11 protein-coding genes are annotated in these 13999 nt (G+C 36.1%); 2 read left to right on the plus strand and 9 right to left on the minus strand.

Annotated elements, in window-relative coordinates:
* Positions 1–222 precede the first annotated feature (222 nt).
* A complete protein-coding gene (gene topA / locus AsAng_RS05100) occupies positions 223–2865 on the plus strand; it encodes a type I DNA topoisomerase (protein ID WP_264791716.1) in 2643 nt (880 codons plus the stop codon).
* Positions 2866–2931: 66 nt separating this feature from the next.
* Here topA and AsAng_RS05105 read toward each other — a convergent pair whose 3' ends face one another.
* The 7 genes from AsAng_RS05105 to AsAng_RS05135 all read right to left on the minus strand — a co-directional run bounded on the left by AsAng_RS05105 (position 2932) and on the right by AsAng_RS05135 (position 9344).
* Complete coding sequence (locus tag AsAng_RS05105; protein ID WP_264791717.1) at positions 2932–3615, minus strand: hypothetical protein; 684 nt, start codon at positions 3613–3615, stop codon at positions 2932–2934.
* 283 nt (positions 3616–3898) lie between these two features.
* Positions 3899–4777 (minus strand): pirin family protein, encoded by an 879-nt coding sequence (locus tag AsAng_RS05110; protein WP_264791718.1) that lies wholly within the window; start codon positions 4775–4777, stop codon positions 3899–3901.
* A 53-nt stretch (positions 4778–4830) separates the two neighbouring features.
* On the minus strand, positions 4831–5190 hold the full coding sequence (locus AsAng_RS05115; RefSeq protein WP_264791719.1) for a VOC family protein: 360 nt from the start codon (positions 5188–5190) through the stop codon (positions 4831–4833).
* 398 nt (positions 5191–5588) lie between these two features.
* Positions 5589–6794, minus strand: a complete 1206-nt coding sequence (locus AsAng_RS05120) for an MFS transporter (RefSeq protein ID WP_264791720.1) — start codon at positions 6792–6794, stop codon at positions 5589–5591.
* 77 nt (positions 6795–6871) lie between these two features.
* On the minus strand, positions 6872–7432 hold the full coding sequence (locus tag AsAng_RS05125) for a Crp/Fnr family transcriptional regulator (protein WP_264791721.1): 561 nt from the start codon (positions 7430–7432) through the stop codon (positions 6872–6874).
* A gap of 9 nt (positions 7433–7441) precedes the next feature.
* Complete coding sequence (locus tag AsAng_RS05130) at positions 7442–8107, minus strand: hypothetical protein (RefSeq protein WP_264791722.1); 666 nt, start codon at positions 8105–8107, stop codon at positions 7442–7444.
* A 535-nt stretch (positions 8108–8642) separates the two neighbouring features.
* On the minus strand, positions 8643–9344 hold the full coding sequence (locus AsAng_RS05135; protein WP_264791723.1) for a DUF4386 domain-containing protein: 702 nt from the start codon (positions 9342–9344) through the stop codon (positions 8643–8645).
* Positions 9345–9627: 283 nt separating this feature from the next.
* Between AsAng_RS05135 and AsAng_RS05140 the strand changes: the two genes are divergently transcribed.
* Positions 9628–10938: a UDP-N-acetylmuramoyl-tripeptide--D-alanyl-D-alanine ligase gene (locus AsAng_RS05140; RefSeq protein WP_264791724.1), complete on the plus strand. Its 1311-nt coding sequence runs from the start codon at positions 9628–9630 to the stop codon at positions 10936–10938.
* Here AsAng_RS05140 and AsAng_RS05145 read toward each other — a convergent pair.
* Positions 10935–11816, minus strand: coding sequence for a hypothetical protein (locus AsAng_RS05145; RefSeq protein ID WP_264791725.1), 882 nt, complete (start codon positions 11814–11816; stop codon positions 10935–10937). The genes AsAng_RS05140 and AsAng_RS05145 overlap by 4 nt on opposite strands.
* Positions 11817–11900: 84 nt before the next feature.
* Positions 11901–13898, minus strand: coding sequence for a M1 family metallopeptidase (locus AsAng_RS05150; RefSeq protein ID WP_264791726.1), 1998 nt, complete (start codon positions 13896–13898; stop codon positions 11901–11903).
* Between the last annotated feature and the right edge of the window lie 101 nt (positions 13899–13999).

The raw sequence follows: 13999 nt of genomic DNA on the forward strand, positions 1-13999 counted from the left end.
TTACTTTTCAGTTTTTTTTACAGAATATGCCTATAAATTGATATTTTGATGTCTAAAAAAAAATTGTACTTTTGCATTCTAACACTAATTCTTTAAAGATAAGATATGTGTTTGAAAATGCAAGCAAAAGGTTTAACAAAATGGTTAACTCCCATTCATTTTGCCCAAAACCTCCACCAAACAGTGCTTTTTGTATAACCTAGGAAAAACAGATTTTGCAATATGGCAAAACATTTATTGATAGTAGAGTCTCCAGCTAAAGCGAAGACAATAGAAAAAATTTTAGGAAAAGATTTTACCGTAAAATCTAGTTATGGTCACATTCGAGATTTAATAAAGGACTCAAAAGATAAAAAGGCGATAGAAGTTGATAATGGTTATAAACCCAACTACGCTATTTCTTCTGGTAAGCAAAAGGTCGTTAAAGAGCTAAAGGATTGGGTCAAAAAGGTGGACGAAGTGTGGTTAGCGACGGATGAAGACCGAGAAGGAGAGGCCATATCTTGGCATTTAGCCAAAGTATTAAAACTTGATTTGGATTCTACTAAACGTATTTCTTTTCGAGAGATCACAAAACCTGCACTACAAAAAGCAATTCAAAACCCAGGAACGGTAGATATAGACTTGGTTAATGCGCAACAAGCACGACGTGTGTTGGATCGTTTGGTGGGATTTGAACTTTCGGGTTTATTGTGGCGCAAAGTGCGTGGCAAGTTATCTGCTGGGCGAGTGCAATCGGTTGCCGTTAAATTGGTGGTAGAACGAGAGCGAGCAATCAATAGTTTTGACGCAAAGCCCTTTTTTAAGGTGGCCGCTATTTTTGAAGTAGAGGGTGCCAATGGAAAAAAGGTACACTTTAAAGCTAATCTGAATAAAAACTTTGATTCAGAGCAAAATGCTCAACAGTTTTTAGAACAATGCACCGCTGCTACTTATCAGGTGGGAAATATTGCTGTAAAACCTGCTTATAGAAAACCAGCTGCTCCTTTTACGACTTCAACGTTACAACAAGAAGCTAGTCGAAAATTGGGCTTTTCTGTATCCAGAACGATGTCTGTTGCACAACGTTTGTACGAAGCAGGGCATATTACCTATATGCGTACGGATTCTACTACGCTTAGTGAAACGGCTTTGGGGGCATTGGCAGATACCATCAAAAAGTTTTATGGAGATAATTATTTAAATACTAAGCAATACAAAAATAATAAGGCTTCTGCACAAGAAGCGCATGAGGCCATCCGACCGACCTATGCAGAGAAAAATTCTGTTAGTATGGGGAATGACGAAAATCGATTGTATGAATTGATTTGGAAACGTACTATTGCGTCTCAGATGGCAAATGCTCAATTGCAAAAGACAACCATTGATATTAATATCTCTACTGTAAGTGATGTAAAATTAGTTGCTGTTGGACAGGTTTTAAAATTTGATGGTTTTCTGAAGGTTTATTTAGAATCTAAGGAAGAAGAGGAGGACAATGAAGACAATAACAATGAAGATAAAATTCTTCCTCCTATGCAGGTTGGGCAGGTGCTCGATTTAGGGAAAATGGATGCGATAGAGCGTTTTACCAGACCCAAACCTCATTATACAGAGGCTTCTTTAGTTAAGAAATTAGAAGAATTGGGAATTGGTCGTCCGTCTACCTATGCGCCAACTATTAGTAGAATTATGGACCCTAATCGTGGTTATGTGCTTAAACAAACACGATTGGGTAAAGATAGAGCATATAAAGTTTTGAGTTTGAATGGAAAAGATTTAACCATTCAAGCCAAACAACAAACAGAGCATGTAGGGTACGAGAAAAACAAGCTTTTTGCCAGTGATTTGGGGATGCAGGTTACGGATTTCTTATCGGAACATTTTTCCGATATTATGGAATATAGTTTTACCGCAGGAATTGAAGATCAGCTGGATATTGTGGCAGAGGGAAGAGAGGATTGGGTAAAAATGTTGGATGATATTTACAAGCCCTTTCACCAAACGGTTGAACATACTTTAGAAAATGCAGACCGAGTTACGGGAGAGCGTATTCTTGGAAAAGATCCTAAAACAGGGCTTTCTATTTTAGTGCGTATTGGTCGTTATGGTCCTATTGCTCAAATTGGTCTGACCGAAGAATTGGGCGAGGAAAAACCTCAATATGCCAACTTAAAAGAGGAACAATCGATTGAAACGATTACCTTGGAAGATGCCTTGGATTTGTTTCAATTCCCTAAAACACTAGGAAATTATAAAGATTTAGAGGTGGTTATTGGAGAAGGACGCTATGGTCCATTTGTAAAATATGATGGCGCTTTTATTTCTATTCCTAGAACGGAAGATGTACATCAAGTGGATATGGATCGTGCCGTTGAGCTGATTCTAGAAAAACAAAAGGCTGATGCTCCAATTGGTTATTATCAAGAAAAACCAATTACAAAGGGACAGGGTAGATTTGGTCCATTTGTGAAATGGGAGGGGCTGTTTTGCTCTATTACAAAAGGCTCAGGTTTTCAGTTAGAAACGATTACGGAAGAAGAGGCGATTGTCTTGGTAAAAGCTAAAATTGAGAAAGAGGCAAATCGTTATATCCACAAATGGGATGACGAGGGACTTTCGGTTCAAAATGGGCGTTGGGGACCTTTTATCAAAATTGATAAGGATAGAAAAAATTATAAGTTGTTGAACAAGAAGGGAGAGAAAATGACGCAGGATGAAGCGAAAGAGGTTTCTTTGGAATATGTCATTCAGCAGATAGAGGAACAAGGCGGCGTTCTTAAGAAAAAGAAAAAGGCAACAAAAAAGAAGCCAGCCGCTAAAAAGAAGGCAACTAAGAAAAAGACCTCGAAGACTGGGGCAAGTAAAACCACAACTAAGAAATAGGTAAAAACAAAAAGGTTAAAATATTCATTTTAACCTTTTTGTTTTTTGTAGAATGACTAGTTGGGCTTATTTTTTATCGACCAAAGGCAGTGCTTTATATCTAATGTCTTTTGAATAATTATAGTTTTCTTTCGAATTTAATGGATTGGGGTAATAATACAATTCAGTTTCTTTTTTATTGAGCTCAATAAATTGAAGAAAGAGTTTATCTTCTTCTTTCCCCATCAATACAAAAGACTGGTTGTCTAGCCAGACTGCATCTTCAAATTCACAAGCTGACCCACAAAAACCAATACGATAGGCTTCTTTTGTTTTTCGATTTACCCAATTTACTTCTTGGTCAAGATCTAGGCTATACGATATGATTTTGTCAGCTTCTTTTTCTAACTCCATCCAATAAGAATCCAAGTCAATATACTGCGAATGATCTGGAGCATTTATAAGCAAAGCGCTTAGCGTTTTTTCGAAATTAGGATCTGTATCGTTCCATGCATTTCCTGGTGATAATTCGAGCGTTTCTTTTCCTGCTGATTCAAATTGACGAGGATCAAAGGAAGCGTCTTTCATTTTATAATACTTCAACCATGTTGTTTTGGCATTGACCAACTTTTGTAGAGTTGGGTGGATTGGATTGGGGGGAAGAGCATTCTTTTTTGTTGAATTAGGATTTGTTGTTTCCTTTATTTTGGGCGCTTCTTCACAAGCAATGAGGGATAAAAAGATGACGAATAAGATAATAAAACCTTTCATGTAGTTGTTTTTATAGTTTAGCTCGCTTTGCTCGTGAGCCAGCAAGCTGAGTTGTTCTGTACACAGATTTATTTCAATTAAAAAATACAAAAATAGGCTTTTTTTTGGTTTGATTCTACATTACTCCATTGAAAACTCGAACCCAGCTATGCTGGCTCATAAGCGATAGCGCATAGCACCATAACATTAAAATTTTTCTCAGGCTTCCAAAAGCTTTTTTAGCAAGATCAAAATTAGGGTTGTCAATTGCTATTAATACGCAATATTCTACGATTCTTATTTTTTATAAATTAGGAGGAATAGGAATATAGGTATCATCGCCCGCTACCTTGGGGAATTTATGATTTTTCCAATCCTCCTTAGCTTGCTGCAAGCGATCTTTGCTGTGCGAAACAAAATTCCATAAAAGATGCGTTTCATTTGGAAGGGGAGCACCTCCAAAGAGTAAAAGTTGGCAATCTTTGCTCAACACAATTTGACATTGTTCATCGGTTGTACTAATAAGCATTTGCCCTGCTTTTATGGACTCATTTTCAACGATTATAGCACCTTTAACGATAACAAATGCCACTTCTCCTTCCAATTGACCTCTAAGATTTAATGTACTGGTTTCTTCTGCATAAATATCTACCATAAACAAAGGAGAATAACCCTGTAAAGGTGCCGATTTGCCAAAGGCATTCCCTGCAACAAGTTTAAATCTAAGCGCATCTATTTTCCAAGTAGGAATAGCCGAACTTGGATAAAAATCAAATTGAGGTTGCATCTCCTCTTTATCCTTTGGTAAGGCAATCCATATTTGATAGCCATGCATCACAAATTCTTCGTTGTTTCTCAGGTGATCAGGCGTTCTTTCTGTATGGGTAACCCCTTTTCCTGCGGTCATAAAGCCTACATCTCCTGGCGAAATTACTTGCACGCTCCCAATACTATCTCTATGTTCCATTTGCCCCTCAAAGAGGTAGGTAAGCGTACTCAATCCAGTATGTGGGTGCAGATTGACATCAATATAATTGCCCTTTTTTAGTGTTGTGGGACCCATGTGATCAATGAAAGTAAAAGGCCCTACTTGCCTTTTTTTTCGAAAGGGCAATAATCTGCCAATGATAAAGTTGCCAAGATCTCTTTGGCGCTCGTTTACTAAGAGTTTGTTATTTGCCATAGGAATATCATTATTTTACTAAGGTGAGTAAATACATTCTATATACAATTGTGCTAAAAACTGGCTATACGTTCACTCAGTTCTATTTTTCTGCCTTCATGATCTTTTACAACAGCGTAACGACCAAATTCAGAGGTTTGGGGCAATTGGACAAGTTCAATTTTTTCCAATTTTAGTTGCTCTACTAAGGCATCTAAATTTTCAACCTCAAAACCTAGTCTTATCGAAGAATCCACCTCGCTTTGGTTTTTTAATAAAGGGTAAATTTCAAAGACGGTACCATCTATAACGGACGAATAATGAAGGGGACCCTTCCTATGTTTATGCTTGTTAAAGGTAATCCCAAATTTGGTGTAAAAATCGGATAATTTATTGATGTCTTTAGATCGAATAACAACTAATTTAAGTTTCATTTTTTTACGAAAATTTTAGAGTATGAATCTTAAAATCGTTCGATATACTATTTTTTCTATGAAGTTAGATATATTCCTGATTTTTAATGTTATTCTATTGCTTTATTTAAAAAATGAGGTTCTTTGATCAACTTGAAATAAACACTAAAAAAAGGGTAAGCTTTCTGTTACTTTTTTTTTAGAAGAAAGTTATAGGTCATAAGTCGTATGCTTAGTTCCTGTAAATACAGGACATACGACTTATGACCTATAACTTATAACAAAAGTAGTAATAAGCAGGCAAGGTAGTTTACGATTCCACACAATTAGCTTCGCTGCTACTGCGTGAGCTTACGAGTTGCCAAAGAATCAAAAATGATATTTCTAACTTATCAAGGTCCTACTATCTTTTTGAATGGTTAAATTTGCTCTGGCATACGGAATTTAATGATGAGTGCTGAAATAATCGTTAGCCCACCAATCATCAAAATGGCGTATTCAAGCCCCAGTAAGTCGGCTATAATTCCTGAAATAACGGCACCAAAGGCGTAACCCAAATCTCGCCAAAGTCGAAAGGTTCCAATGCTTTCGGCTCGTTGTTTAGGGCTAGTGGCTTGGGCAATAGTAGCAAGAAAGGTAGGATAAACCAATGCTGTCCCTAAACCTAGAATTGCAGAAATGATGACTAAGACGTAAAAGTTACTATTGTATGGAATGAGTAGGATGGACAAACCTTGTAGTAACATTCCCCAAAATAACATTCCTTTTTTAGAATAGTGATCGGACATTTTGCCTGTAAAAATTTGCCCAATTCCCCACACGGTAGGATAAATGGCGGTAATAATGCCTATGTTTTCAGGATTGTAACTTAGTGTGAGTAAAATAATAGGCAGCAAGCCCCAAATCATGCCATCGTTTAGGTTGTTAACTAGACCTGCCTGTGTTACGGCACTTAAGGTCTTATTTTTGAAGGTTGTTTCCCAAAATATATTATCCAACAGGGCGGTATCATCTGTAATGCTCTCTTTTTGCACAAAAGTACGGGTATCTTTTACCCATAAAAGTGTTAAAAGAAAACCAACAACCGAAAGAAAAATTCCAATATAAAAAGGGTAGGGGGTAATGCCATATTGATTGGCAACCCAACCCGTTAAAAAGGCAACAACACCAACAGAAAAGTAACCAGCAAATTCGTTTAAACCCATGGCAAAGCCTCTATCTTTTTCGCCTACGAGGTCAATTTTCATTACTACCGTACTGCTCCAAGTCAAACCTTGGCTTATTCCTAAGAGTACATTTGCAAAAATTACCCAATTCCAATTGGGGGCATTCATTAATATAAAAGGTATGGGAATGGCAATTCCCCAACCCAATAGTAATAGATTTTTTCTTCCCAATTGATTGGCTAATTTCCCTGTATAATAGTTGGCCAAAGCTTTTGTAATCCCAAAAGCAGTAATGAAGGACAAAATTGCAGTTTTAGAAGTTATGCCGAATTCTATTTCAGCAAATTGGGGAAAAATAGAACGTTCCATACCCACCATGCCACCTACAAAAGCGTTCACAATTACCAAAAGAGAGAATTGCTTCCAATTTTCTTTCAACCCAAGTTTAACCTGTTTCATACCTTACCAGTTTTTACTTTATAATAGGGCAAAGGTCAACTTATTTGAGGAGGTATCCTTTTACAAATGATAAATAATTACTTCAAAGTGGCACGAATACGACTGAGAGAAACTTGCGTAATGCCCAAATAAGAGGCGATGTGTTTGAGTTGAATTTTTTGGATCAAATCTGTTGTTTTCAAAAGTTGTAGATAGCGTTCTGTTGCCGTTTGGAATTGAAGACTTTCTATGCGTCGAATTGTATTTACATATTCTTTCTCAAAAATTAATCGAAATAACCGCTCTATTTCGTGGTGGACATCATAGAGTTGAAAGAGTGTATTGGCATCAATTGTTAATAAGACGGTTTCACTTAATGTTTCAATGCCTTTTACGGTAGTTTGCCCTGTAAAAAGGCTTTCTGCTCGAACGATAATATCATTGGCAAAGGCAAAGTGTTCCGTAATGTCATTGCCATCTTTATAGTAAAAAATACGGGCACTGCCGCTTTTTACAAAATAGACGGTACGGCAACTACTATCTGGAGGTTGCACCAACTCATTTTTTGCAAATTGCTTTTCGTTGATGATTTGGAGTAGTGCTTGTTTCGCCTTGGGGCTAATTTTATAGATGGTATCAATAAATTTTAGAATATTCATTGGGTGTTTTTATTTTTCCCTTAAGGTAGGAAAATTTTTGAGGTTTATATCCCTTATTCCTTGATTACAATTTGCCGTTAATTTTACTAAAAAAGGCTTGTTGGGGGCATCATCCATATTTCCAATCAATATTTCTGTAAGACAAGATTTACTTTTATCAGAAAATGAAGTCGCTAGATAACCCACTCCTGTTTTTTCATAGGTGTTGGTTTCACTAGCTAGAAAAAAGAAAGCACTTAAATTGGCAATACCTTTTCTTATGGTACTCGTTTTTCCAAATTCAACCATTTCTAATTGGTACTTAATAGAAGTTTGATTGATTTGCTGGATGGTTAGAGCAATGGCTAAATTGTCTTTTCTAGCGGTTAATACGATTCTTTTTTTCTGTTTTAAAATGGGAGGGAAATAAAACGTATCCTTTTCATTTAATATCATTCGATTCCCTTTTAGGTCTGCTCTTTTTAGTCCTTTAATGGTTTTTAGATCGGAGATAAATGTTTCAGAATAATCATTTTTATTGTCAATATGTATTTGAGGTATAAAACTAGAATCTTTTCTTACTTGTATTTCTAACACATTTTTATGGTTGTGGTAAGTCGCTATTTTTTTATGAACATGCTGTTGGTTATTAAGGAATACAAAGGGGAATAAAAAAATGTAAAATGGATGGATCATGGTGAGTTTTTTATTTAAAAAATCTGGTTCTTTGGCAACCCGTAGGCTCACGCAGTAGCAGCGAAGCTAATTGTGTGTTAATCGTAAAACGTAGGGTAAAATGCTTCTATTTTGGGATATTAGAGCTAGGTTACCTTGTTTTTAGATCACTAAAATCTAATACCCAAACGGCATAATTAAAGATGTTAATTAAAATTTCCACACGATTAGCTTCGCTGCTAGGTTAGCTAGTGCGCTAGCGCTTATGAGCTCCCTGAGGTCGGTTCGTTATCACTCGTGAGCCAGCAAGCTGGGTTCTGCGTGGTTACTGCGTGAGCCTAAGGGTTATCAAAGAGCGAAAAATCTTTTCGTGGTTGCTTAAATAACTTCTTATGCAAGATTTAAAAATAACTACTCATTTAGAAAAATGTCACTCAATATTTTTATCCAATCTTTTTTTCGGTAGATTTGAGAATTAATAGGTTGGTTAGAGCATATTTAAAATTTATGTTCTTCAAAAACAATGGTTTTTGCGAAAATGATTTGATTTTAGAGCCTAACAAAGCTCTTTTTTAGGCATAGGTTGAGCCATGGAAGATAGATTGAACCCTTTTCCCATCAACCAAATTGCCAAAACAACTTCTTGAAGTACCAAAGGAACAGTCATGATGGCAAAGGAAGATGAAATGACATCAATAAGTCCAAATAGGATTAAAAAACTTGCTAACATGGCTAGAATATTGCCACCTAATCCCCAGCCAGATAACCATCGAGGAACAAGTTTTGTTTGATAAAAAATGGAATAAAGCATCAGATTGCCTAAGCCTGTTGCTAACATAACCCCTAAATGATTGGCTAAATCACGACCTAGTTTTAAACTATCTCCTAAGAGTTGAAAATACAATAAATCTGAGGTTTCGGCTTTTAGAAATTCTTGACTGAGTAAGATAAATATGGGGAGCGTAATGATGCCAATTAGTTGGAAGACCCCTGAAATAATCCTAAAACCAACAAATCCTAGGGCTAGGTTGCTTTTGTGTGTTTTTAGGATAGGATACAATAAAAGTGCAAATCCAATATAAATAGGAACTAAAAAGAATTGAAATAAGGCTCCAGTTAGTACTTGATTTTGATGGGCAGAAACCTTGGAAAGGTAATCCAAACTTTCGACAGAGGGAACAATACTCAAAATCCCAGAAACAATTCCTACAATAATTAGTAGACCAGCAAAAAATGCTGTTTTTCTATTTGGTTCCATTGGCGTTTTTTGTAAGTGATTTTCTTAAAATAAGTAAGTGTATTTTATATATAAATATAATAAATTCAATAAGTCATTTAGGGTTTGGAGGGGCGGTTTTTGGGCTGTCTTACTATTTTTTTTTAGTTTTGGACAACTTCTTAGTTAAGAAATGTTATATCAACAAAAAACGTTCATTTTTTTGAATATTTTTGATGCAAAGCAATTAAAAACTTTACCAAGAAATTTGAAAAGGAAACAATGAATGCCAATTAAACAACAACTATTTTATCCAAATTTTGCTATGAAAGCATTGTATCAACTTTATTTAGACCACCCATTTGTTTTTATTGATACCCGAAAAGAATTGTTGAACGGGATTTTTGTAGCGGTAGGACAAAAAGATGAACGAGGAGCGCATCGTGGGAATCAATTTGCAACCTTTGCAATAGAAAGTGGCAAGGCTGCTTATGCCTTAATTAATGATGTTGATCTAAAGGAAAAATATAAGGAGGATGACCGATACATATTTGTTGAAGATGGCGAAAAAACATTACAAGATTTAGCAAAATATCACCGCCAGCAATTAACCTGCCCTATTATTGCTATTGCTGGATCTAATGGCAAAACAACGCTAAAGGAACTACTAAGTAGGGTTCTCTCTTCTCAATATAAGACCTTTGCAACTAGAGGAAACCTAAATAATCATTTGGGGGTTCCTTTGAGTTTGCTATCGATTGATAGCAGTTATGAGATGGCTATTTTAGAAATAGGAGCAAATCATCTGGAAGAAACTCGTTTTTTGGCAGAAATTATTGAACCCGATTATGGTTTGGTGACCAATTGTGGCAAGGATCATTTGGGAGAATATGGCTCCATTGAGAATATTATCAAAGCCAACAAAGAACTATATGATGTCTTGGCAGAAATGGATCGAACGGCTTTTGTTTGTACCAATGACTCGTTATTGGTTGACATTTCTGCTGCTATTACCAAGCGTATTTTTTATGGCAAAACAGCAACGGTAAAGGCTCAAATATTAGCACGTCCTTTCTTGAAGTTTTGTTTGCAAATTGATGATTTTGAAACAACCGTTCAGACCAATTTATTTGGTCAATTTTGGTTGGATGCCCTTCTAGGGGCAGCAGCGGTAGGGCATCATTTTGGCATAGCAGGAACGACGATAAAGAATGCTTTAGAAAGCTATCAGCCTGCTGCATTGCGTTCTCAACTGATCGAATGGAACGGAAATAAAGTGTTATTGGACTGCTATAATGCCAATCCTAGTAGCATGGAGGTATTTTTGGCTGAAATTCAGGCTTCTTCTTTGCAAGCTTCTCAAATCTTAATTTTAGGAGAAATGCTAGAACTTGGAGCTTATAGTGTGGCAGAGCATCAACAGTTGATTGATCGTATTAATTGGGAAGCCTTTAAAGCAGTTTTTTTAGTTGGAGCCGCCTTTCTGGAAGTAAGCTTTCCACCTGCCAAGCAACTGCACTATTTTGAAAACAAAGCAGCCGTTGAAGATTACTTGTCTAAACAAGATTATCAACAGTGTTATTTCTTTGTCAAAGGGTCAAGGGGAAATCGATTGGAGGAATTGTTTGTTGATTAGTGGGGCTTGGTAAGTACTTCGTTATTTAGAGTAACAATACTACTGATGTTAATTAATTTTAAACTCAAACGTGCTAAAACAAAAATTTGCGAATAAAGAAAAGAAAGTAAAATATCAGAGCCAGTTTGGAATGAAATGGTGGTCGAAATTTTATAATTGATAAAAACAACCACAAACCAAAGCAATAAATTTAGGAGGTATAGCCCGTAGGTTTTGCGAAAATTTTGAACAATAAATCGAAAAGCAGGTACTAATGCTTGAAAAATCCATTTTTTGTTTTGTTCAACCAAAATAACTTTGGTATAATCTTGCCACATAAAAAAGAAGGCACCAACAATAAGATAAATAGGAGCTATAAACTTAAAATTGAAGGCAATGGTTCCTTCGTTTTCTAGACTAAAGGGCAATAAACCATTGGAACTGGTGTAAAAAACAAAAAGAAAAATACCCAAAATGACTGAATGTAAAACTAAAAAGTAAATAGTTAGACGCAATAGTCGCCAAAAAAACGCTGCGCTTTGTCCCCAAAAAATACTGCGGTTGTACCGTGTTGGTCGTTGCAAAAAAGTGCTAATAATACCGCCCGTTACAAAAATAAAAAGCAACAGATAAAGCCCTAATACAGCAATAGATTGATCAATGATTGGGAACAAACCAGCGCCATAAGCGTTCTTAAAATCGTTCAAGAAAGTATAATCAAATCCCTTGACCAAATCAGCAATCATCATAGAATGCCCGACGGTTGATTCTAATAAACTCTTAAATGGATAAGCAACAAATACGGCGAGCAAGAGCGTTAAGCAATACAAAAATAAGATGATAGATTTGTATTGCCAAGTTTGTTTAAATCCCTGCTGTAATGCTTTTAATACGGTCATTATATTGGGTAGACAATGTTTGAAAGTTAAATAAAATAAAAAATAAATAGCTCGTTTGGCTACTTGCCTTGCTGTTGAAGAATCTTAAATTAAGGTACTAGCGGTTATCATTGCGGCTTGCATCCAAGTTACAAAGGAGGTGAAATAACGGGTAATGCCACTTGATTTTTGCTCCACAGTATGGCTATTGTTGATTAAGTTTTTGTCCAAAGGAATCTTTAGGGAAGGGTCAATTTCTACAGAAAGAATTTTTCGCTTTCCTCGATAGGTAAAATCATGGCTGCGAGCTTTTCCATCCCATTTTTCTAAGCGTATTTCTCCATTGTCAAAGGTTATTTTTACATCTTGTGGAAGCCATACTTCGCCCAAACGATACAAAATTACTTTCGCTTCGAACATTTTTTCGGATTTCTGTTCAGAAGGCAATTGGACTTGATCGGTATTTTCAAAAAAGCCCAGAGGCTCTATAATTTCTTTATTAATAATTTTATGAACACTATAATCGCACTCTTCCGTACCATAAATAACCTGATCTAAAAACCAATTCATATCCTGCCCTAATTGATTACCATGGTGTTTAGGGACAATCTCATTAACAATAGCAATAAAGTCTTTTCGACAAGGATGCTTAAATTTCCAACGTTGAAAATAGGTGTGGATGATTTCTTGCATACAAGTTTCTCCAACCAGCCCTTCCAATGTTTTTAGCCAAACAGAAGCTTTCCCATATACAATTTCACGATGACCACCATGTTTGAACAACCATCCAGCATTACTCATAGGACCAATTTTGATGTTGTCTGCATTAAAAAAGCGTCCTCTTCGATATTCTTCAGAACCTACATTAATTCCCATATAATCCCAATAAAATACTCCCTTAGGGTAGAATTTATCCATCATTTTAGCTTCAAAAAATGCAGTAAAGCCTTCGTCCATCCATGCTTCTTCTTGTTCATTGGTCGATAGCATTTGCATAAAATACTGATGCGTCAATTCATGCATGGTTAAGGTTTCTGTGGTACGAATATTTGGGGGTAAGATACAAAGTGTTGGAGCGGTAAAGAGTGTTGGATATTCCATAGCTCCCGAAAACAAACCATAGTAAGGCGGGCTAACGATGGTCATGGTAGGATAAGGATATTTTTCAATATAAGTCTCAAAAAAATCAAGCGCATATTTGGCGGCTTTCAAAAACCGATCTTGGTTGCATTGGTGTTCTGGCATAACCATCAATTTTAGCTCAACACCTTTCCATTCGTCTTCAATAACTATAAAATTAGGGTTGGCTGTCCAAGCAAAATCAATGACATCTTCTGCCAGATAGGTATATGATTTTTTGTCCCCTTCTTCCTTTTCTTCCAATAAAAAACCACTGGCACCAACCACAAAATTTTTAGGTACGGTCATTTGGACATTGTATACACCAAACTCGCCAAAATACTCTGTATTGGCATGGTACTGATGACAATTCCATTGTCCTTCTTTGGCAAAGCGGCAATTTTTAGGCTCATAAACACCAAGTTTAGGATACCATTGAACCATAAAAAAATAATCCCTACTATAACCTGTTCGAATCGCTGTTTTGGGAATTTGAGAAAGCCAAGACATCTCCAACTCATAGGATTGATAAGGAAGTATTGGGGTTTTGAGTCGTAGCTCTAATACCGTATGATCATTGGGGTTGGCATCGTCCACCGCAACAAAATGAAGGCTATCTATCAAATTATTTCCTTGCTCATCTTCAACTGTTAATATTTTAATCCAACTCCAAAGGCCTTGTTGTATATCTTCTTCACTTTTGGTACTCATAAGCCCATTGGCTTCGGTCATAAATGTACTTTTATTGTTTTTGAAGGCATTGTAATACATATGGAAAGGCATCGTCCAGATGGTATCAGAGGAAGGATTATTAAAGGTTAAAACTTGTGTTGCCTGTACTTGTTTTTTGTGGGTATCCAAATTTAGTTGGATGGTATAATTTGCTGTTCTGGGAGAGAGTGGTGTCGAAAATTTTTTGTCTTGTGTAGAAGCCGTAACGCCAATACAAAGTAATATAATTAGTAATGTTTTATTTAGATTCATGAGACTGTTATTTATTAGAAGAACAAACATACTAAGAACAAGTTTAAATTTCATTAAAGAATAGCAGTTTTCCCCCAAAGGGCTGTTTTATTCCCCTATAG

Origin of the sequence: Aureispira anguillae (assembly GCF_026000115.1) — a bacterium.
In the GTDB taxonomy this organism is placed as follows: domain Bacteria; phylum Bacteroidota; class Bacteroidia; order Chitinophagales; family Saprospiraceae; genus Aureispira; species Aureispira anguillae.